At 49.4% G+C, this 22,834-nt stretch carries 13 protein-coding genes; 7 read left to right on the top strand and 6 right to left on the bottom strand.

The window, feature by feature from the left end; translation table 11 throughout:
• Positions 1 to 921 precede the first annotated feature (921 nt).
• The 5 genes from ACJMNB_RS09245 (at position 922) to ACJMNB_RS09225 (ending at position 15,176) form a co-directional block, all read left to right on the top strand.
• Positions 922 to 8,085: a cadherin domain-containing protein gene (locus tag ACJMNB_RS09245; protein ID WP_405341726.1), complete on the top strand. Its 7,164-nt coding sequence runs from the start codon at positions 922 to 924 to the stop codon at positions 8,083 to 8,085.
• An 84-nt stretch (positions 8,086 to 8,169) separates the two neighbouring features.
• Positions 8,170 to 8,499, top strand: coding sequence for a stress response translation initiation inhibitor YciH (locus ACJMNB_RS09240; protein WP_405341724.1), 330 nt, complete (start codon positions 8,170 to 8,172; stop codon positions 8,497 to 8,499).
• Positions 8,500 to 8,604: 105 nt separating this feature from the next.
• The gene (locus ACJMNB_RS09235) at positions 8,605 to 10,233 is read left to right on the top strand and encodes a FecR domain-containing protein (protein WP_405341722.1); all 1,629 of its coding nucleotides are present in this window, start codon (positions 8,605 to 8,607) and stop codon (positions 10,231 to 10,233) included.
• A complete protein-coding gene (locus ACJMNB_RS09230) occupies positions 10,233 to 13,352 on the top strand; it encodes a hypothetical protein (protein WP_405341720.1) in 3,120 nt (1,039 codons plus the stop codon). The genes ACJMNB_RS09235 and ACJMNB_RS09230 overlap by 1 nt, the downstream gene beginning before the upstream one ends.
• A 72-nt stretch (positions 13,353 to 13,424) precedes the next feature.
• Positions 13,425 to 15,176 carry a glycoside hydrolase family 9 protein gene (locus ACJMNB_RS09225; protein ID WP_405341718.1) on the top strand — a complete coding sequence of 584 codons (1,752 nt, stop codon included), beginning with the start codon at positions 13,425 to 13,427 and terminating at the stop codon, positions 15,174 to 15,176.
• Here ACJMNB_RS09225 and ACJMNB_RS09220 read toward each other — a convergent pair.
• From ACJMNB_RS09220 to ACJMNB_RS09205, 4 genes are read right to left on the bottom strand one after another with little or no spacing between them, the layout of a single operon-like run.
• Positions 15,162 to 16,043 carry a hypothetical protein gene (locus ACJMNB_RS09220; protein WP_405341716.1) on the bottom strand — a complete coding sequence of 294 codons (882 nt, stop codon included), beginning with the start codon at positions 16,041 to 16,043 and terminating at the stop codon, positions 15,162 to 15,164. The genes ACJMNB_RS09225 and ACJMNB_RS09220 overlap by 15 nt on opposite strands.
• Entirely contained in the window at positions 16,036 to 16,479 is a 444-nt protein-coding gene (gene rimI, locus ACJMNB_RS09215; RefSeq protein WP_405341714.1) for a ribosomal protein S18-alanine N-acetyltransferase, read from the bottom strand. The genes ACJMNB_RS09220 and rimI overlap by 8 nt, the downstream gene beginning before the upstream one ends.
• A gap of 11 nt (positions 16,480 to 16,490) precedes the next feature.
• A complete protein-coding gene (tsaB, locus tag ACJMNB_RS09210; RefSeq protein WP_405341712.1) occupies positions 16,491 to 17,126 on the bottom strand; it encodes a tRNA (adenosine(37)-N6)-threonylcarbamoyltransferase complex dimerization subunit type 1 TsaB in 636 nt (211 codons plus the stop codon).
• A gap of 15 nt (positions 17,127 to 17,141) precedes the next feature.
• A complete protein-coding gene (locus ACJMNB_RS09205) occupies positions 17,142 to 18,176 on the bottom strand; it encodes a D-alanine--D-alanine ligase (RefSeq protein WP_405341710.1) in 1,035 nt (344 codons plus the stop codon).
• A 150-nt stretch (positions 18,177 to 18,326) separates the two neighbouring features.
• On the opposite strand from ACJMNB_RS09205, the gene ACJMNB_RS09200 reads away from it, so the two are divergent.
• Positions 18,327 to 19,247 (top strand): NAD-dependent epimerase/dehydratase family protein, encoded by a 921-nt coding sequence (locus tag ACJMNB_RS09200; RefSeq protein WP_405341708.1) that lies wholly within the window; start codon positions 18,327 to 18,329, stop codon positions 19,245 to 19,247.
• Here ACJMNB_RS09200 and purF read toward each other — a convergent pair.
• Both purF and ACJMNB_RS09190 read right to left on the bottom strand, forming a co-directional pair.
• A complete protein-coding gene (purF, locus tag ACJMNB_RS09195) occupies positions 19,244 to 20,629 on the bottom strand; it encodes an amidophosphoribosyltransferase (RefSeq protein ID WP_405341706.1) in 1,386 nt (461 codons plus the stop codon). The genes ACJMNB_RS09200 and purF overlap by 4 nt on opposite strands.
• Before the next feature lie 403 nt (positions 20,630 to 21,032).
• Positions 21,033 to 21,923, bottom strand: a complete 891-nt coding sequence (locus tag ACJMNB_RS09190; RefSeq protein ID WP_405341704.1) for a geranylgeranylglycerol-phosphate geranylgeranyltransferase — start codon at positions 21,921 to 21,923, stop codon at positions 21,033 to 21,035.
• 161 nt (positions 21,924 to 22,084) lie between these two features.
• On the opposite strand from ACJMNB_RS09190, the gene ACJMNB_RS09185 reads away from it, so the two are divergent.
• Positions 22,085 to 22,834: PD-(D/E)XK nuclease family transposase (locus tag ACJMNB_RS09185; protein WP_405341702.1), on the top strand; the 750-nt coding region annotated here is incomplete at its 3' end.

Below are 22,834 nucleotides of genomic sequence, written 5' to 3'. Positions count from 1 at the left end.
GTCCCATCTTTTGCTGCGGATGAAGAAGAGGAAACTTTTCCTCTTGAGCCGTTATATTTTCCTGGTGCGACTGATGATGAAGCTCAGGAAATTTGGAGCGAGTTGATGAAGTACAAACTCTGGGCTACGACCGGCTTTAAGGTCGGTAATCGCTTAGAGGTAAAAGAAGAAAAGGGGTGGGTCGGAACTTCTGATGGTGACTTTGTAATAGCTGGTCCGGGCGCTCTTGTGGGTGGACCTGTTATCATTGGTGGTAATGTTGATTTGCATGCAGCGAGTGATGCAAAAGGAACAGAGTTTTTAACAGGGCCTCTCCGTGTTGAAAAGACACTGACTTTTAGTACTGAAGGTCATTTTAAAGGTACGGTCTGTGTTCAGGGGGATACTGTTATTCCATCAGGTCTTCCGTGGCATACAGAAGAAATGGAAAATGGAGTGTATAAGAGTATTGATGGGGATTTAAAGGTTGGCTCAGCGGCAACGACAGGTGTATGTGCTAATGATCAGGTTGCCTTTGTTGAGAAAAAAACAACGGTCCCTTCTTTGAGCAGTGCTCCATATAATGGTAAAACATTGGTAGCGCAAGGAGAACATAGAATTAATGTGCCTGATGAAGAGGGACCCTATGATCTTTATTATGAAAGCGTTACAATTAATAGTGATTCCAAATTGCATATTAATATGCCTAAGGGCGGTCGTCTGACAAGAATCTTTACAAAAAGCATAACCTTTGGTAATCAGGCTGAAGTTCAGGTGATGTATGATGGTACTCTTTTGTCGAATAAAGAGTACGAAGGTATGTTTATGATTTATGTGGATGGAGATATTGTTTTTGAAAATACAAATGATAGAACTTTGCAGGGAACTTTTATTTGCACCGGAACGATTACAACTAAATGTAATATGAAGTTTGCCGGGCAGATGATTGCTAATAAAATTGTTATAGGAAATGAAATTAGAGGCGATGAAGCTTTTAGATATGTTCCTGTTTTTCCGCCTAAACTTGCGACTGCATCTGCTATGGGTGGCTTTGTTGAAAATAATACGACTACGGTTATTCCTATAAAATTGAGTGCCGAAACTAAAAATGGTGCTAGCTTTAAGTATTGCTTTGATTTGTCTAAGTCTACTGCTGAACTTGCGGACTTTAATGTGTATCCTAATAAAGATAAAGATGGAAATTATTATCCTAAATTCCCTGTGTGCGGAACTAGTTCTGGGGATGTTGTAATTCCTCGAAATGCTAAGGAACCGGAAGAAAAGGTTTACCTTAATGTGTTCTTGGATGATGATGGTGATGAACCGACCGAAATTCTTAAAATGAAAATTTATGACTTGAATGGTGCGGTTTTGCCTAAAGGTAGTGATGGTCTGTTTGACTTGAATATTCTGAATGTTCCGCTGTTTGATTTTGGTGATGTTGAAAAAGAATACAAGATTGCAGAAAATTCAGTTTCACCGAATGATACTGTTGCTAAAATTCCTATTGAAGGACAAGATTTTACGGATTTTGTCATTGAAATGGTTGATAAGGCTGGTTCTGACGAACATCCTGTAAAGCTTAATGATTTGTTTAATATCGCTATCAATGAAACTGAAAAATTCGTTGCGATTACAGTTGCAAAACATGATGAATTGGATTATGAAAGCGACAGAATAAAATTGGAATATCTGGTTACATTGAGCCTTAAAGATAAGGGCGGTGTAGAAGGTTGCAAAACTGTTACAGCGCAAACAACCCTTAAAATTACCGATGTGAACGAACCTCCTTACTTTGTTGAGTTCGGTCCTTACACGATTCCTGAAAATTCTGAAGTTGGTACTAAAGTTGACCCGAATCGTGCTCATGCAGAAGATCCCGATAAGGATGTTGCATTTAACACGTTGGTCTATTCGATTCCTGTGAATGAAGATGCCGATAAAACGAATGATGTTCCTTTTACGATCCATCCTCAAACGGGTGTGATTACGGTTGCGGATAAGTCAAAGCTTGACTATGAAACTCATTCGTTGCCTTATGTATTCAATGTTGAAGTTTTCGATAATTTGAATAAGGTCCCGCAGGAAGTCGAGATTTATATTCTTGATGTCAACGAACCGCCTGTCATTATTGACACAACTGGTGATACTATTCGGGTTGCTGAAAATTCGACGATTGGCCTGGCGATGGCTTACTTTGAAGTGACTGATCCGGATGCAGATGATATGGCCAATTTGTTGACTCAGATTGTTCCGACTATTACGGATAATAACAAGAAAACCGGAAAGAAATCTGCTGAAGATTTGTTCAAAATGGTCATGGAAAAGACGAAGGATGTAAGTGGCGTTGACAAGTATTGGGCCGTGCTGAAGGTTAAGGATGAACTTGACTTCGAAGCCATTATGGCTGCTCACGGTGATTCTGTGTTTGACGTGACTTTGACCTTTACGGATCAGGCTGGTGCTGGTCTGGATACTATGATTGCCAAAAAAATCGCTGTAACCGACGTGAATGAAAAACCGTACTTTACGGATGTGGGCCCGTTCGATGTTAAGGAAAATTCTGAAGTGGGAACCTTTGTTGGTGAAGTAATAGCCGCTGACGATGATATTAAGCCCAAATTCAATACGCTTTACTATACGATTCCGGTGAACGAAGATGACGATCCGGATAACGATGTCCCGTTTGCTATTGTGGATAAAAAGTCTGGTAAGATCACTGTTGCCAATAAAGAAGCTTTGGACTTTGAAGATCCCAGCATTCTTGATCACAAGTTTGAATTCTTGGTCCAGGTGACTGATGGTGAATTCCCGATAACCACCCCGGTGATAATCACCTTGTCTGACGATGACGAACCTCCACATATTATTCCTGAATGCGAAGGTGAAAAGTGCATTGAAATCTGCAAGGGCGATAAGTGTGAAGTTTGCGAGGGTGAAAGCTGCCATGAAACTTGCATCGACCACTGCGATGAACCTCGTAATCCGGCTAAGGTCTTGACCGTGACCGTGGATGAAAATTCTCCGACGGGTTTTGAAATTATCAACTATGCAGTTAGTGATGAAGACCTTCTTGTCAACCATACCAAGTTGGAAGTAACTTTCGATAACACTAACAACTCGGACGCCAAATCCCTCTTTGTTGCCGAAATGAAGAAGGTGAGTGGTCAATGGCGACTGATTATTTCTGTGAATGATGGCTCTGCGCTAGACTATGAAAAAATCAAAGAAACTCATGAGTTGACAATTTACGTTAGAGATCCCGATGACCGGGAGGGCTTGCGAGACTCGCTCCTCCGTATCATCAAGGTTGTTGACGTGAACGAAGATCCGGTTATCACGGGTGTTGAAGACTTGAATAATGATATTAAGGCTGCAGATAAGGATGACTATACCTTCTACCCGAAGGAAGATCTCGCTGCGGGTGGTTCTGTGGGCTATGTCCATACGTATGATCCGGATACATTGCATAAGGATGAATTCGGCTATCGCGAATTCACTCTCGATAATCCCAATAACTATCCGTTCGAAATGAAGGACTCCCTGTTAGTCCTGACGAAAAAGTTGGATTACGAGAATGATTCCAAGGTCTATAAATTCGATGTTATTGTAAATAACTGCGAAAGAGCAAAGAATAGTGCCGGCAAGTATGAAAAGGTTAATCCGCCGAAGTGCGCTGAGCCTGCAAAGCAGACTGTATTTGTTAAGATTCAGGATGTCCCCGAACCGCCGCATATTATTCCTGAATGCGAAGGTGATAAGTGCATCGAAATCTGCAAGGACGATAATTGCGAAGTTTGCTCTGGCGAAACCTGCCATGAAACTTGCACCGAAAACTGCGATGAACCTCGTAATCCGGCTAAGGTCTTGACTGTGACGGTGAATGAAAATTCGCCGACGGGTTATGAAATCATTAACTATGCTGTTAGCGATGAGGATCTTCTTGTCAACCATACCAAGTTGGAAGCAACCTTTAGTAACACTAACAATTCGGACGCCAAATCCCTCTTTGTTGCTGAAATGAAGAAGGTAAGTGGTGAATGGCGACTGATTGTTTCTGTGAAGGACAGTTCCAAGCTTGACTACGAAAAGATTAAGGAAACTCATGAGCTGACAATTTACGTAAGTGATCCCGATGATCCGGATGGCATGTATGATTCGCTCCTCCGTATCATCAAGGTCGTGGACGTGAACGAAGCTCCGATTGCCGACGATGCCAAGTTTGAACCCGATGAAAACCTGCCGGATAGTGCTGTCATTGGTGAACTGAAGGTTGTTGAACTGGATACCAAGCATGTCAAGGAATTTGGTCACTTGGAATATTCGATTATCGGTAAGGATGAAACCTTCGTATTTGCAATGGACTCCAATAGGGTTATTGTGAATGACCCGTCCAAGATGGATTACGAATTGCCTGTTCATAATTACACATTCGATGTTCTGGTTAAAAACTGCGAATGGAATAAGACATCAGGCAGGTATGATGGTGAATGCCTGTATGACACTGCCAATGTGGTTGTCAATATTCAGGATGTCAACGAAAAGCCGGAAATCATCATTGACGGTCCTACTCCGGACGGTGGTGACGATTCTGAGCCGTTCTGCGTTGCCCATTGCGATACCACGGATCGTGGTGTTTGGAAGGATTCTATCCTTACGGTAGGTGTCAAGGAAAATACCGACGATAGTTTGCTCTCTAAGACGGGTATGGTCTTGTTCCAGTACCATTACGTCGACGAAGATACGGGCCATGTTGCTGGTGCCAAGGTTACCTGGTTCGATGCTGGCTCGACAATTTCGAGTGTGTCTACGAAGGGTTCCGACCTCTTTAACATTGAGGGCAAAAACGGTGTGATTACGGTGACCGTCAAGGACCAGAAGCTGCTTGATTACGAAAAGCTCAGAAACGCAACGTCTCGTGATGATCCGGATCCGGAATACACGATGGGCATTGTCGTGACAGACCCGAAGGGATTGAAGGATACTCTCTATCGTATAATCCGCGTGGTTGACGTGAACGAAAAGCCGCTCTATACTGCTGAACCTTGTGTAGTTGTCGAAGGCAACCATCCGGGCGATTCCATTGGTCATGTGGAACACCCCAGCGATATCGACTCCTTGTCCAGGAATCCGGCCTTGTATGATAACGACTTCAAGATGACCGGTGGCGATACTACTCGTTTCGAACTGAGAAAGGATTCTACGGACTTGATGCGAGTCATGCTTGCTGCTCTTGATTCCATTGACTGCGAAGATGGAAGCTATATCTGCGGCGTGGATTCCGTCTACTGGGTTGAATTGACCTACGGTGATACCTCGCTCAAAACGGTGTATAACAACATTAGAATCCCGGTGAAGGTTCTCGACTTGAACGAACCGCCTGAGTTTAGGACCGACACTATCGGTGTCGCTGAAAATTCTCCGAAGGGTACCGTTGTCGATACCATCAAGTGGTTTGATTGGGACCGCTTCGATACTACAATGCACTTTGAAATTTCCAACGATCCGAGCGGTTGTTTCGATATCGACGAAAAGACTGGTGTTGTAACGGTTAAGAAGGACAACTGTGCTGATCTTAACTATGAAAAGAACCCGACCTTAAAAATCGAAGTGGCTATTACGGACATGGTGGATGTCACGGATCGCAGCCTGATTTCTGGTGGTCCCAATACGGTCAAGAAGATTATTACGGTGAATGTCCACGATGTGAACGAACCGCCTTCTATTACGGACAAGACGATTACCGTCAAGGAAGACACCAAGAAGGGTTCGGTGGTGGATACGGTGCGTGCAACCGATCCGGATATCGTTCCGGAATACACGGACCTGACCTATACGCTTATCGGTGGCGATACGGCTACCTTCAAGATCGAGCCGAAGACTGGCGCCCTGATTTTGAAGGATACGCTTGACTACGAAGCCAAGAGCAGTTACTATGTGACTGTTCGTGTGGATGACGGTGAATTTGCTGATACCGCCAAGGTCAAGATCAATATCGGTAACGTGAAGGAATGGACCAAGGTCAAGATTATCGAAGCCGAATCCAAGAGAAAGGATTGGGAAAATCCTGACGTAATCTATATCAACGAACCGATTAACAAGCTTTGCTGGGTCCAGGATGGCGACTCCCTTTGTAAGGAAGGTCTGAAGATTGCGAAGGATACCACGATTATCGTGGAATGGAGGAATCCGACCAAGGATTACGCCGGTCGCGATACGTTGCGGATCTACTACAGCAACTCTATCCCGTCTGTGACGGTTACGGGCAAGAAGACTCTGGTCGATGCCGACAACGTGTTCACCATTGTGGAAGACATGGGTGAGGCCGATACCAATATCTATGTCAACAAGTCCAAGGATTCTATCTGGGTGAAGATCAAGGACCCCGCAAGCAAGCTTGATACCGCTATCGGTATCGAAGTTAGCCTCGGACCTGTTGAGGCATCCAAGATTCAGGGATCTTTGGACAAGATGACCAAGGTTGCCGACAGCAAGATCATGCGCGACGAAACCGCAAAGAATGTGGTCGAAACGCTGGTGAACCGCAACCAGTACAAGTATACTTACAAGGAAATCGTTGGTAAGGATACGGTGAAGGTCTCTTACATGACCGATAAGGACGGTGAACCCATAAAGGTTCCGGTGATCAACGAAAAGGGCAAGGTTGATTCTGTTGAAGTCATCACGGTGACCTACACGACGACTATCGACGGCAAGGAAGTGGAAGTCTCTTACCAGGCTGACGCTTTGACCGGTGAAGTCTTTGTGAAGGGCCCGGCTGGTGAACTGATGGAACAGGGTGCCTCCAAGAAGATCTACGGTTCTGGCAAGAATTCCAAGTCCGGCAATAGCGTGACCGAAGGTATGTTCACCATTACTACGGGTGGCAAGGATATCCTCGGAAACGACAGGGTGATTTCTTACGCGGTCGACAAGAACGGCAAGATGGTCAAGAACACCGAAGGCGATGTCGGTTACTCTGTGACCTACTCCTACATGAACAAGTACGGCAACGTTGCTACGGAATCCGTGTTCATTGTGGTTGACCAGGTTGGTCCGAAGGTCGAAATCATCTCGCCGGTCGACAAGGAAGTGGTTCGTTCGAATTCTGTGAAGGTGGTTTGGACGGTTGACGGTGTCGAACAGGATACGTTGAACCTCCAGGGACTTTCAAAGGGCCCGAACGTGATTGTTCGCTTCTACCGCGACAAGGCTGGCAACGAAGACTCCGCTGTGGTTTATGTTTACATGAAGGACAGCAAGGATGTTGACATTTCTATCGAACAGCCGGTGACTGAAATTTCGAAGGATAAGATTGACGAGTACTATGCCGTGAATCCGCCTGAAAAGGGTGAAACCTTCGCTGTGAGCATCAGGAACCCGACTACGGGCGATGAAGTGGAAACCTTGATCGGTGGCAGCTTCAAGACCAAGGAGGGTAGCGGTAAGGAACCCTATCCGGGTGTATCTGGGTCTTCCAAGCACTTGGGCCCGACCCTTGCCTTGGATATCAAGGTGCCTGTGATCGACGGTGTGGCTGGCCTCGCTACTTTGGATGACTTGATTACTCCGGATGGATTGATCGCTCTCGAACGTACGGATGCCAAGAAGGCCCACAAGATTACGGTGGAAGAATATGTCGCGGAATTCTGCGAAGACGGCTTCAAGATCCCGAGCGACGTAAGCCAGGTGAACCTCTTCGACACCAAGCTGAAAGCCCAGATCTGGGTGTACACGTCTCTGGGTAACTTTGTGGATTACTTCAGCTTCACTCAGGAACTGAATGACCCGAGCTACACGGACGAAGCTGGTCTCTTGAAGATGTACTTCGAAATGAAACCGGATAAGGATGGCTTTGTGAAGGCCGACAATGGCAAGCAATATGCTACGGGCGCCTTCGTTTACAAGGTCCAGGCTACAATCCATTCCAAGGCACGTTGTACAATTCCGGACAATACTTACAACCCGGATAACAAGAAGAACTGCAACGCCAAGGAACGTGATTGCGATGGCTACGGCGAAACGACGAAGCGTAAGGGCGACAATATCAAGAATAGCGATGAGCTCTTGAAGTCCTTCGGTTACCGCCGTCCGAAGCACAAATAAGCCGAGACGTTGAAGATATTGGAGATGTCATGCCCGCACAGGCGGGCATCTCCTATTTATAGGGAAAATTTCTAAGTTCTAAGTATGAGTATTGAAGATCGTTCTACATTGGTATATTCTACGGCTCTAGGGGGCCGTGTAAAGCAAGAAAAGCCCAAGGCCGAGCGTCCCCAGGGCGATGGCGTTGTGCGCATCCAGCTTAAGCGTCTGGGTGGCGGAAAAATGGCCAGCGTGGTGACCGGCGTGCCTCTCGACGAGCCGGAACTCAAGGAATTGGGCCGCGAACTCAAGCAAAAGTGCGGCGTTGGCGGCTCCGTCAAGGACTTTGTCATAGAAATCCAGGGCGACAAGCGAAATCTGCTTAAAACGGAACTGGAAAAGCGGGGCTATACGGTGAAGTTGGCCGGTGGCTAAAGATTGTGGGGAGGGGAGGCTTGATTTATATCACCTGATAAAAAAAGTGAGTGCTTTTTTCAAAAAAAAAGAATATTTTTTGAGAGATAGAGAAGAGGGCTTACGATGGTCAGATTTTCCGATTCAAGCAAAATGTTTTTACGTTCGTTGATGATTCTTGCCGTGGTGCCAGCGATGGTATTTTCTGCTCCGGCAGTCGGCAAAGTTCGCATGGCATTGGGCGATGTGGACCGCTGGAAGGCCAAACAGAGCACATGGAAAGCTATCGGTGCCGGCGATAAGATTTATCAATCCGACAAGGTGCGCACGGGCGTAGAATCCGAAGTGGTCTTCGGTCTCCCTGACGGCAGCTCTATCATGATCGGCGAAAAGACCATTGTCGAAATGGAAAGCCTTTTTGAGCCCAACGAAGAGGGCGGCTTTGAAACCAAGATTGACGTGGAAAAGGGTTTCTTGAACTTTGCCGTACACAAGCTCAAAAACAAGAAGTCGAAATTCATCTTTAAGACGGGGACTGCAACTGCATCGATCCGCGGTACAGAAGGCTACATCGGTGGCGAAGGGACCTTCTTTGCGGGTTTGAAGACGGGTAAGCTTGAAATTGAACCTGTTGGTTCTAACAGGTCTGTCATGATTGGTGCTGGCGAGACGACCTTCGGTACGGATTCGCTGGTGGTGGTAAAGCTTGCATCTTCGGGTGAAGCCCGCTTTGCAAAGCGCTTGATGCAGATTCTTGCCGACAAGTCCAAGTCTGTAAGGGAATTGCAGGCCGAAATGCAGAAGGCCGACAAGGAATTCCAGGAACAGCTGAAAGAAGAGGCCCGGCAGGCCGCTGCCGCGGTTCCCGAGAACGGCTTTGTGGTAAGCACAAGCTCTCCGGCTGAAATTTGCGAAGATGGCCTTACGGTCGACGGTTCTTACCGTACCTCTGACGAATCCGCTTCCCTCATCTTGAAGGTGGGTAACGGCTTTACCTCTAACAACCTGGTTCGCGCCGCAGATGGACAGATCCATGCTTTCTCCGAATCGGTGCTGATTAACGACGAAAACGGTCTTTGGACTGCGGACAAGGCTACCTTGGAATTCAAGGGTGCCGGACTGACGAGCACCAAGAGTATTGATCTCCAGATGAACAAGGCTTGCTCTGGTGTCAACACCAAGTCTCCGTCGGTATTGATTGCCTCTTACGACTCCTTGCGCTGTGTAGCCAATGTGGTGGTGGACGACATGCAAAACGATGCTGGCGTGCTGACCTTTGAAGCGGACGGAAGCAGGGTCTCCGAAGAAACGGTGACCAAGAATTCTCAAAAGAGACTCAAACTGCAAAAGGGCCGCCATGAATATGTGGTGCGCGTCGAAGACCAGGCTTCGAACAAGGCCGAAGCGTCCAAGGTCATGGGTTGCTACCCGAACAAGAGATTTACGGTAGATGTCATGGGGCCTTCGAAGGAAATCTTGAGGGTGCCGCCTCCGCCCAAGGATATCGCGGACCGCATTTCACAGACTTTGCAGTTTAGAATCCGAATTCCCGAAAACGATCCCGAATTTTTGTACAAGGTAACGGTTCGACAAAACGGCAAGGTTATCTTGCAGGAATCTCTTTCGCAAATCCATAACCTGGATTACCAGATTCCAGTAAACCTCTCGCGTGACGCAAGAAATCATTTTGATATCGAAGTCGTTCACAAGAGTGGTTACACATCAAGAGCTAAGAAGGACTACGAGGTGCGTTGATGAAACTTAGGGTTTGGATATCAACCGCAATATGTATGGCAGCACTCCACGTGAGTGCTTTTGCCGTTGATAAGGGGAGCCAGCAGGGGAGTATTATTGGGGGTGAAATTGGCGGATTCTTGAAAAAAGACAAGTCTCCGTATCTAGTGCAAGAGACCTTGGTTGTGCCCGAAGGCAGGGCCTTGGTTGTGGAAGCGGGAACCGAGATCTTCTTTAACGAGGGAACCGGAATCGATGTCCGTGGTGGTTCCCTTGCCGTAATGGGTGAACATTACAATCAGGTTGTGATGACTTCTGCCGAGGGGGGCAAATCCTGGAACGGTATTTCCATTACGGGTGTGAAGCGTTCCGAATTGCAAGGGGTCAGTATCGAAAACGCCGTCTTTGGCGTAGCCGTGGAAAGCGGTACCCTGGAAGTTCGTGACGGTATCGTCAGGAATGCTTCCCGTGCGGCAGTCTACGTGCGCAACGGCGCTGTTTCTATGCAGTGGTCCCAGATTGAAGATTGCCCCAACATTGGCGTGTGGGCTACAGCCAGTGCTGTAGTGGATCTTGACGCCACCTCTTTATCGAACAACCGCATTGCCGTGGTTGCCGGTGAGGGGTCTTCGGTGAGCTTGAAACGTGCCCACCTGGATGTGAACGAGGTGGCCATTCTTGATTTTGGCGAAAACAATCTTAGGCAGAGAAGTTCCATTATCGACGGGAACGAGATTGGCATAGTGTCCAATGATATTCCTCCCGAAGATATTCGCCAGTCCCTGGAAAAGAACAAGACCATGTATTCGAGGAATTCCGGGTATTATCAGAATACCTTGGGCGATGAACCGGTCAACCCCTATGCCGATGCGGTTAAGTATGCCAGGGGCCACAACGAGCCTCCTACGGATTCAAGTTGGACTGTTTCGGGTAGCGTAGGTGTTGAACTGGGCTATCACAAGGTGCTCACTCGCCATAATTCGACGGGCGAAGCCTACGTTTCTGACAAAGACACTGTGCAGCCGGGCGAGCGTTTTATCAATTATTTCCAGGTTCCGGGATTCTTTACGAACTGGAATGCGAACTTGTCCATGAAATCGCCGTCGGGAGCCCTTTTGGAATTTACGGTTGACGCTTCTAGCGATTCCTGGGATAACCTTAAGCTGTACCAGCTGCAAGCCAGCTATACAGACGAAATGCAGCGGTTGATTTTGGGTGATTTCTATGCGAATGGTGGCGAACTCTATTTGGCCGGAGTCAATGCTTTTGGCGGCATGTACGATTTGTCCCTGTTCAAGAATTCTGCCAATGATCCCATGTTTGTGGGTTCCGTATTTGCAGGCGAAATGAATGCCCCTAAATTGGAAGGCAACCGCAATTACGATGTGTATCAGGACTACATTGACGATGGCGAGGCCGAGGCCCAGAGAATGGTGATTGGCGGCAAGGTACGCTGGAACATGCACCGCCGCTTTAACGGAACCTTGGGTTTTGTGGCTAGCAAGGATTACCTGGAAGATCCCTTCTTGAGAGACGGCGGAATGCCCGAAACCAATACGGCAAACCCGCTGGTATCTTCGAGAACCTTCTTTGCTGACGGAAACTGGCTCTTTTACCCGGGTGATGTCAAGTTGAACGGCCAGATTGCGGTGGGTGGCGCCGATACGGTGAATGCCGCCAAGATCCGCGCCATAAACCAGGTGTTCTCGGATGCCGGGCTTGATCCGTCGAATTTTGCGTTGCTGAACAAGTTGATGAGCAACGAAAAACAGGTGAATTCCCTCAGCACCGCCCAGTTGGAATCGATCTTCGGTGAAAATTCCATGAAGACTCCTTCTGAAATGCGTGCCGAATTGAAGACCCTGTTGGCAAAGGCTTCTAAGGTGGCGAAGCAGACTTACGTGAATGACAGTCGACCCACGGGCGGTGAATTCTGGGGCCATGAACATTGGGCTTTTGCCGGATCGTACCAGTGGTCCAATTCTACCACCTTTATCGAGGGCTTCTTGAGGTTCGTGGGTAGCGAATATTACAGCGCCGGTTCCGAAGACTTGCTGCAGAACACCCGCATGATTGGCGGTAACTTGAAGCACAAGGTCTACGAATTCTGGAACCTGGGCTTTGGCTATACCATGAATGTCGAAAATGCGGCCGGTGAAGGCGACGACTACAACATATTCGGTATGGGCGAAGGTTCCCGCTGGGGCCTCTTTACCGGGGCTGACGATGACTGGCTTAGGAAACACGAGCAGGATCCGGTGCGCACGGTGTACATTCATGACGGTTACTTGAAGAACGATTTTGAATTGAATGAAGTGGTGGGTCTGACTTTCAAGTATGCCCTTAATTACAGGACTCGCAGTACACCGCAGCGCCTGTATGCCAATTATTCGGCCACCTCGGGTATCTATGATGATCCCTGGTTTAGCCCCAGGAGCGGTCGTTCTACGTTGAAGGTGTTCAACGGTACCGATTCCATCAAGATTGACTCCATCAGTGCTGCAAAGTACTATGAACTTGCGGAAGAGGAATATCTGGCTACCCAGTTCGAAGAAAAACTGATGAAGCATACCCTTGAATTGGGCCTGGCATTTAAGCTGCCCAAGAATGTGCTGAAGGTGGGAGCTACTTTGGTGGCCTTTGTGGACATGTCGGAATTCAAGCAGGATGAATTGCTGGTGCCCTTCAATTTCAGGAACGAAACCTATGGTGCCTTAGGATATTATTTCCACGGTAGCGATTATCTGGAACAGCGTTATCCGATTTCTTTGACGACCACTTTGGACGGGTTGAAAAATACGCTCTCCCTGATGCCCAGGTACAAGATTTACAACCGAAACGAAATGCGTGAATTTGAATGGAACTTCGGGGACAATATGGAAATCGAACTGTCTCCCGAATTCATGGAACTTACGCTGTCGGGTGGCCTGCGCCAGAATTTATTGTCTTACGAGATCGATGACACCGATTACGACGAAATGGAACTGGATTTAGACGCTTCTGCAAAATTGCGGATACATCATTCCCGTTCCCTTTATTCGGATTGGACATTGGGCTCGATTTTCAATTATCGACCGGATAGCAAAGCTGACCAGTACAAGGATTTTTATATAATTGCTGCATTGAACTACGATTTTTAGTCGGTTGCAACGGTAAACAGATTTGTAAACACAGGAACTTCGAAATTTCACATGAAAAGCTATTCTTGTAACATGAAGATTCCTGTTCGCTATAACCATGTCGGTTATGCTCCTGATTCTGCAAAGATTATCTTTGTGAACCCCAAGGAGCTTGAACCTGTTTGCGGTAATGTGGAAGATTACTTTTTCCGTGTGGTAAGGCAAGTTGAGAACTCGGAATTAACAACTCTATGGGAAGGCTCATTTGTCGAGGGGACTTTTGAGCATTCCGGTGTTTGTAAGTATACTGGGGAAACGCTTTGGTCCGGAGATTTTTCGGGTGTTAACCTAACGGGGATATTCATTGTCCAGGTTTTCCGAAAAGGAGTCGCTGAGAAGGAAACGCTCCTTTTTGAAACGGAACCCTTCGAAATATCGAACGACTGGCTTTTCCGTCAGTTGCTTGCAAACATCAAGTCTTTTTATTACCAGCGCAGCGGTGTAGAACTACTGCCCGATTTTGCGGGGAAGTGGGCCCGGCCTGCGGCCCATTTGGATGACTGTATAGGGTTTCACCCCAGCATGCACCGCGAAGGCACCTGGAATGCCCACGGTGGCTGGTATGACGCCGGTGACTACGGCAAGTACATTGTGAATGGCGGCGTCTCTGTGGCGACCTTGTTACTTGCCTGCGAGATGGTTGGCGATTGCGAATGCGAAAGTCCGTTGAACAAGTCTATAAACGCTAAGGAACCCTTTGTGGGCCCCGACGGGCTCAAGATGTATAGCCTTAAGGAAGAAGTTCGCTTTGAACTGGAGTTCTTCTTGCGCATGCAAGATACGGACGGTGGCGTGTTCTTCAAGGTGACCCCTGAACATTGGGACGGCTTTGTTTCGCCAAAAGATTCTGACCTGTTGCAGAAACGCATGATTCTTGGAAAGTCTACGACATCGACCCTGAATTTTGCAGGTGCCTTGGCGGCGGCTTCCCGCGTGTATCGCGATCGCGATACGGCGTTCGCAGAACGCTGCTTGCAATCCGCGGTGTCGGCGTACAAGTGGGCGGTTTCGCGCCCCTTCGTGGACTGGCCCCACAATACCGAAGGCAGTGGCGGTTACGGCGACGAACATGCGGAAGATGAGTTTTTCTGGGCGCGCGCCATGCTATACCGCGAATTGCACGCCCGCGGCGAAGCCATTGACGGTGTTTCGGCCGAAAGTTTGCGTCCCTTGCTGTTGGAAGACATGAAGGTGATTCCCCCCAAGTCGGGCTTGGACTGGCGTGATACTCAGAATCTTGGCTGGATCGCCCTTGCCTTGCAGGACTTTGACAGGGAATTCCAGCTGTACGCCCGCACGACGCTGAACATGACGGCCCGTGAAATCATTGACTTGCAGAATTGCGATGCCTACGGTGTCCCGATGCGCAAGTTTATTTGGGGCAGCAACGGCGACATCGCAAACCATGCGTTGACGCTGGCCATTGTAAAACGCTGGGCTCCCAGCCTGGGCGGAAATTCCCTGGATTTCTGGTGCCGAGAATTGCTGAACTTTATTTATGGACGTAATCCGGTAGACGTTAGCTTTGTGACAGGTTCTGCCTGGAGTTCGCCTAAAGATCCGCACCATAGGCTAAGCCATTCTGATGGCGTGGATGATCCTATTCCGGGACTTTTGGTGGGCGGCATTAACAGCGACCGTCAGGATATGCACCGTGCTCCTCATTACCCGGGAGAACTTTCCGGTTATTCGTATACTGACGAACGTTGTTCCTTTGCAAGTAACGAAACGGCCATTAACTGGAATGCGCCGCTGACGGCGGTGCTTGCGCTACTTTGTTTTTGACGAGTCGGCCTTGGAGGCCGGTTCTTTTTTGGACTCTTTCTGAGTCGTATCCTTGACCGTAGAATCTTTTACCGTTGTATCTTTGGCAGCGGCTTCGACGGCATTTTCTACCATCTTTTCTTGCACTTTGGGCAATAGGGATTGCAAGTCCACGATGGGATTCTTTTCGGCTTCGTATTCCTTGGCCGAGACGATGGGCTTGTAATAGAAGGAGTCTTCTGCGGTGAGGAGCCCTGCCGGCAGCAGGTCGATATAGGAGACTGCTAGGGCCGCCCAGCCCCGGAGCCATTCCTTGCGGGATTCACGGTTGGTGTACCACGAATCGGGGTTGTAGAAGTAATGGTGCACGTCCTTGGTGAGGTAGACCGGAGAATCGCCCGAAAGCTTCGAGAAAATGCGCTTGACGCGATAAGTGGAAGAGGCTCCCGTAAGGATCAACACGGTGTCGACATTGTGTTTCTTGAGCCAGGGAATAATGGTGAAGGCTTCGCCAATGGTGGAGGGATCGTCGTGGCGGGCGATATAGACGGCGTTGCTGTCGAAATCCCCAAGGCGCATGAAGTCTTCCAGATACAATTCGGCGTTGCTTCTGTTGTGCAGGATGCGACGTCCGAGAATCATTACGGAGTCCACCTTTCCGCTGGCCATCAGTTCGGCGGCCAGGTCGGTACGTTCCATGTCGGCGGATTGTCCGTCAAGAACGACGGCCCATTTTACGTGCTCGAAATCGTCGTCGTCGATAAGCCAGTGCCCGCTCTGTGTCATAATCAGGTAGAACGCAATGACAAGTAACACGGCGGCGGCCGCAACGACGCTCAAGATAATCTTCTTTTTCTGAATCTGTTTTTTGGTGGGTAGCTTAGTCAATTTTAGCTCCTTCGGTGCGGTACAGGGCCGCGTTTTCGCCGTCGGCGTAATATTTCTTTCGGATTCCAAACAAATTAAATCCGTGGTTTTCGTAGAAACGGCGAGCCTTGACATTGTTTTCGCGGACTTCTAGAAAGCAGCAGTCCGACTTGTCCAGGTCGAGCTGTACGAGTCCTGCTTGCAAAAGCTGCGACCCGATTCCGCTGCGCTGTGCGGACTCGCTGACGGCGATGGATAGCAGTTCGGAGTCTGCCCCCAGCAAGTGAAATACGGCATACCCTAAAATACCGCTTTCGTTTTCGTAAACGATGGCGTAGGTGTAGGGTGCCTTGATTTCTTGCTCGTATTGCCGTTCGTTCCAGTCCTGAAAAGCAAGTTCGCCCTGAATCCTCAGTACGGCAGGAATGTCGGCGGAATTCATCTTGCGGATGGGCATAGAACTTCCTATCAGTGCAGTTTTTCGAAATAGGACGGCTGGATGTAGTTTGCTTCTTGCATGAGGCTCGGGGCCACTCTTTCGAATAGGCGGGCCCAGTCGCTCAAGGGTTTGCCCTTGTCGATAACGGTGGTGGCGCCGATTTCGCTGAACAGCGATTTCAAGGTTTCGTCGCTGGCGGCACATTCGTCTACCACCACGTAGTTTACCTCGCTGGACTTGAGGGCCTTTATCACCTGTTCCGTTTCGATGAAGCTTTCTTTTTCGTTCAGGCGCATGTACCAGTAGTCCTTGCGTGCGCGAATGACTACTGCAGCCTTGTCGGGCTCCGCTGCAAAGCAGGAGAGGGCCTGCAGCGTAGAGACGCCGTAGAGCTTGCGCTTGCCGCTAAAGCATAAGCCTTCGCAAAAGGCGACTCCCGTGCGCAGTCCGCTGAAAGAACCGGGGCCCACCGTTACCATGACTCGTGTAATCTGGTCAAGGGTGGCGCCTGTCTTTTCTAGGAGAGCGTCTAGCATGGCCGAGGCGGTTTCGCCGCGGGCCGTTTCGTCGACGCATTCTGTGTAGCGGGGGCGCGGCGCATCCGATTCCAGAAGCGCCATGGAAATGCCCTTACGCGAAGTATCTACAAACAAGTCGAATTGCATGAAGCTATCCGTGACTTAGCGTTTGATGTAGAGGCTCTTGTCGATAATCAAGTCGATGAGCTGGCTGTAGGTAATGCCGTTGCAGGCTGCCTGTTGCGGCAAGAGCGATGTGGGTGTCATGCCCGGCAGCGTGTTGGTTTCGATGGCGAACAGCTGCTTGTCCTTGGTGATGCGGACGTCGGTACGGCTGTAGCCTGCACCGCCGAGGGCGTAGTGGGCGTTCTTCACCAGTTCCTGGATGCGGGCCGTAAGGTCGGCATCGAATTCGGCCGGAGTGATTTCCTTGCATTCGCCGTTGTACTTGGCTTCATAGTCAAAGTATTCGCGGGTGGTCATGCGCATTTCGGTGGGCGGCAGGGGCTTTTCGCCTTCGATGTAGCCGCAGCTGGCTTCTTCGCCGGCAATGAACTTTTCGCAGAGCAGGCGGTTAGAATCCTTGAACAGGTCCTGTGCAATCTTGCCGGCTTCGTCCAGGTCCTTGGCAATGCCGATACCGATAGAGGAGCCGCCCAGCGGGTCCTTGATCACCAGCGGGAAACCCAGTTCGTCGGAGACAGACACCAGAGTGTCGCCCGTGAAGTCGTGCTTCCAAATCACGCGGTACGGCGGAGTCGGAATACCGTTGGCCTTGTAAATTTCCTTGGACTTCACCTTGTCCATGGCGAGGGCAGAAGCCAAAAGGCCGCAACCGGTGTAGGGAATGCCCCAGTTTTCGAGCAAGGCCTGAATGTGGCCGTCTTCGCCCCATTTGCCGTGCAAGGCGAGGAATGCGATGTCGGCATCGGGGAGTTCAGAAAGGGCAGGATTCTTTTTGCAGTTGGCTGCAGTGCCTTCGAGACCGCGGAAATAGTTCACCGAGAAGTTGTCCTTCTGGTAAGGGGAGAGTTCGCGGGAAGACCAGTGCCAGGTGCCGTCTTTGTCGATGAGCACCGGGTGAATGTTGTAACGGTCCGGGTTCATGGCACGAACAACGCCGGTGCCACTGACAACGGAAACATCATGTTCGGTGGACGGGCCACCCATTAAAACCAAAACGCGCATACGAGCCATCGTTAAACCTCTTTAGAAAAATCTGTATGAATAATGTAGCAATTATATGTGACTTTGCCGCAGTTATCAAGTTAATAGTTAATAGTTTTTCTTTGCCCCACTTGCCTGTATAGCAAAAGGTTTGTATTTTGTAGGTGAAGAGAGGTTTTTATGCGTGTTTTTGTTACAGGCGGTACTGGTTTCATTGGCCACTACGTAGTAAAGGCTCTTTTGGAAAAAGGGCATGAAGTAGTGATTGCCACAAGGCATCCTAACAAGGTTCCGACTCTCAAGGCAATGCCTAACGTTTCTTTTGTGGAATGTGCCTTGACTGATTTTGACCAGATGGCCGAAGGCCTCAAGGGTTGCGACGCCTGTATCCACATTGCTCTCGGTTGGGGCGATACGCCGAGTACCATGCTGACAAACGACACGCGTGCAACGGTAATGCTGCTTGAAAATGCGGCAAAGGCCGGTTGCAAGAAGTTTATCTATACCAGCAGCACGGCGGCAATGGGCCGCATGCGCCCGACCATGCGCGAAGTCACGAGCAACTTGCCCGTGGATCTTTACGGAGCCACCAAGGCCGCTGGCGAAGCTTTCGTGCTGGGCTTTACTCACGGTTACGGAACCCAGTTCCCCGAAGTCAAGATGACCCGCAATATCATTCGTCCGGGTTATACCTTCGGTAACCCCGCTTGGCCCGATGGCTGTTCTCAGCCGGACCGCAGATTTTTCTCTATGGCCCAGGCCGTCAAGGAAAACCGTGACATCAACATCATCAAGAATGACGGTACCCAGTTTATTCACGCCAGTCAGCAGGCTAAGCTCTACATGAGCGTTCTGGAATCTGACAAGAACGAAGAAATCTTCCTCGGTCTTGGCGAAGTTTGGATGAGCTGGAAGGAAATCGCCGAAATGATGATTTCCATGAAGCCTGGCTGCAAGTCCAAAGTGATTGAAGCTGACCTGGGCTGGGGCGATGAACCCATGCTGTTCGACGTGAGCAAGATTCAGGAACAGTTCGGGCTCGCCTTTGATGCCCACGAATTCATGCTGGATCACGTCAAGTGGACGTACAACCAGATTTAACCGCAACGAGTCTTGCTTAAATCAGTCCCGATGTAGTCGGGGTAGTCGTTATCGAAGCAGGCGGCGCAGTAGTTTTCACCTTCGCCGGTACATTCCTTCATGCCTTCTACGCTCAGGTAGCCCAGGCTCTCGACGCCGAGCATCTTGGCGATTTCGGCAGGAGTCATGGAGCTTGCGGCAAGTTCGCCCTGGCTCGGGAAATCCATGCCGAAGAAGCAGGGGTGTGCTACCGGAGGCGATGCTATGCGGATGTGGACTTCTAAGGCGCCGGCATCGCGCAGCATCTTGGATAGGATCTTGAGCGTGGTGCCGCGCACGATGGAATCTTCGACAACACAGACGCGCTTGTTCTTGAGCACGCCTTCGATGGGGTTGAACTTGAGCTTGACTTTCTGTTCGCGCACGTTCTGCGTGGGGTCAATGAAGGTTCGGCCCACGTAGTGGTTACGGAGAAGTCCGATTTCGAAGCGGATGCCGCTGGCCTGGGCGTAGCCGAGGGCAGCGGTAGTGGCGCTGTCGGGCACCGAAATCACGATGTCGGCATCGACAGGGCATTCCTTGGCGAGCTGCTTGCCCATTTTGCGGCGGACCTTGTCGCAGCTCTGTTCAAAAATCTTGGAATCCGGGCGGCTGAAGTAGATGTATTCGAAAATGCAGTGGGCGAGGCGATCCTTCTGCGTAAAGCGCTCGGAATGGAGGCCGTTCTTGGTGATGGTCAAGAATTCGCCGGCCTGAATGTCGCGAATGTAGTGGGCGCCCAGCAAATCAAAGGCGCAGGTTTCGCTGGCGACACACCAGGCTTTGCCCATGCGCGCCAGTGACATCGGGCGGAATCCGAATCCGTCGCGGGCTACGTACATGGTATCTTTGCTGATGAATACAAGGCAGAAACTGCCGGTAAATTTCGTGACGGCCTTTTTGATGGCTTCGCCTAAATCGACGGCATCTGTGCGGGCGATTTCGTGCAGGAGAATTTCGGAGTCTGATGTGGTCTGGAAAATGTGGCCGTCGGCTTCCATCTCGGCGCGAAGTTCTGCGGCGTTGGTGATATTACCGTTGTGGGCGACTGCGATTTGACCCCACTTGCAGCTGACGAGAATCGGCTGGGCGTTTGCCAGGGTGGAGGCTCCGGTGGTGCTGTAGCGTACGTGCCCGATGCCTGCAAATCCGTCAAATTCGTCGATGTTGTGTTCCCGGAGAAGGGTCGATACAAGTCCCATTGACTTGCGGACGCGAATCTTGTCTCCGTCGGTGACCGCGAATCCGGCACTTTCCTGCCCGCGGTGTTGCAGGGCGTAAAGCCCCATGGTAATATTCCTTACGACAGTGTCGCCATTATAAATGCCGATCACTCCGCATTCTTCGTGCAATTCGTCGAGCATAACGCCTCTTTGAAATGTATGCTTCCCCTACCTCGAAGGTCACAGCCCACCCAGACGGGTGCAAGCAAGGAAGCGGCCGCCCCTGTAAAGCAAAAAATGTGCCATTTTGGCGATTTTGGCTCAAAAACGCCAAATTACAGGTTGCAAAACAAAAAGGTTTTACAACTTGTGTAAAACCTTGTGGGTTTATTTACAATTTGTGTAAATGTAGGCTATGCTTTGTCGGATTTGTCCAACATTTATTGCTTTAAAAATGATTTGTTGTCTAAATCTATGATTTTTTATGTGATTTAGACATGAAATGCATGATTGTTTGTCTAAATGTTTGTGTTGGGCTGATGCAAGGAAAATACAGATCTATTGCTCAATCTGAAGTTGTTGGTGATGATTTGTTTTTGGCTTTTTAGCAACTCACGACGAGGGCGATAAGGCCTGCAAACATGGCGATTTTCACCAATTTTTGGGAATTTCGGTAATTACGCTTGTTTGCGAATACGAGAATGGCGATCACCGCGGGGGTGAAGGCGATTCCGGTAATAATCAGGAATAGCATGGGGTAGTAGCCCTGGGCGACCGGGAGCGGTAAAATGGCCCAGGTGAACAGGCAAATCAGGCCTGCGAGGCGCCTTGCGGTGGGGGCCCCTGCAATCAGCGGGAATGTCATGATGCCCGCCTTGAGGTCGCCGGTTTCGTCTTCCAGGTCCTTGTAGATTTCGCGGGCCGTGGTCAGCAGGAATGCGAACAACATAGCGGGGTAGAGAAGTCCGATTTTATGGGAGAGCGCCGAGACGAGGGTGTCGGACGCGTTCAAGCCTGCGGGGTAGAAAAGACAAAGGATGAGGGGGGTGGCGCACAGGAAGGCAACCGTCATGTTCTTGAGTAGCGGAATGTGCTTGAGCCACTTGTTGTAGGCAATCAAGAGCCCCGAAAGCAGGATAAAGAAGATGCAGGCGGTTCCGTTTGTGGCGATAATGCTGTCAGCAAGTCCGCATGCGATTGTGAGGGCAAGTAATACAATCCACGCCCTCCGCGCCGCCGTAACCGACACCTTGCCGCTTACGAGTGGACGCTCCGGCCGGTTCAACTTGTCGCTGGCCAAGTCTAAAACGTCGTTCTGGATGTTCGCAAAAGCGATGGCGAATGCAAAACCCAGCGCTTGCAAAACAAGGGGTGCCCATTCGATGCCGCCCTGGTTGACGGGCAAAGCCGAAAGCAGGTAGTAGCCGATAGCGAGCGTCACCATGGCGATGACGATATTGACCGGCCGGGACATTTTGACTAAAGCAGCGAGCATGGCAAGAATATAGAAAAATTCCAGCAAAAATCTTTTTACGCTGAAAACTGCTTGAAACGGGGGATGTTTTGAACCGATTTTTCGAAAATGGCGTGTTAATACATAGATAGGGACAAACTCTATTCGCCATACGGGGGCGTTCCCGGTTGATTTGAAATAATATGAATAAAAAACATGAAGTTTTTGCAAACCAGACCTATCTCGATCCTCGGCTGGATCCTGCGTTTAAGGAATTCTTTGACAGTGAAGACGCTCTGAAGGATTTTCTAAATGGTGTGCTTGAATTGGAAGGTGACGACAAAATCAAGAACTTGTCATTCACCTTCGACAAGGAACTCCGCTTCCGCGTTCCGCAAAGGAAAAAGATTATCCTGGATGTCTTTGCGACAACGGGTACGGGGCGTTTTCTGAATATCGAGATGCAGAACCTTGAGCACGAATTCTTCGCCGACCGAATCATTCTCTACAAGGCGTTCTTGATCATCAAGGGCAAGAAGGAAATGGAGCTTTCCGCTGAATACAAGACCCTTTCCAAGAAGGACAAGAAAAAGAGGCTTTATGAGTTGCCGGAGACCATTTCCATTTGGATTTGCAACTTTAAGCTGCTTGGCGCAGAAAATGAGTATGTGGATGAATGGGCGATCTATAGCAAAACTGCAGTCAAGAACGGTTCTGCCGAACCGATTTTCCCGAAAAATAGGTATATTTTCTTTAGTCTGCCTAACTTCAAGAAGTCCGCCGAAGAGGTGTCCGGTCCCGTGGATGCATGGCTGTATCTGCTGAACCACGCCGCCGACAGCGACAAGTTGCCGAACTTCGGCAGCGATATAATTGAAGAGGCTATTGACCGCATCCGTGTGGACAATGCGGACGAAGAACTTCTATCTGACCAGGAGAACGCCATGTCGATG

The organism is Fibrobacter sp. (genome assembly GCF_045131395.1).
In the GTDB taxonomy this organism is placed as follows: domain Bacteria; phylum Fibrobacterota; class Fibrobacteria; order Fibrobacterales; family Fibrobacteraceae; genus Fibrobacter.
This window is presented reverse-complemented; position numbering and strand designations above follow the sequence as displayed.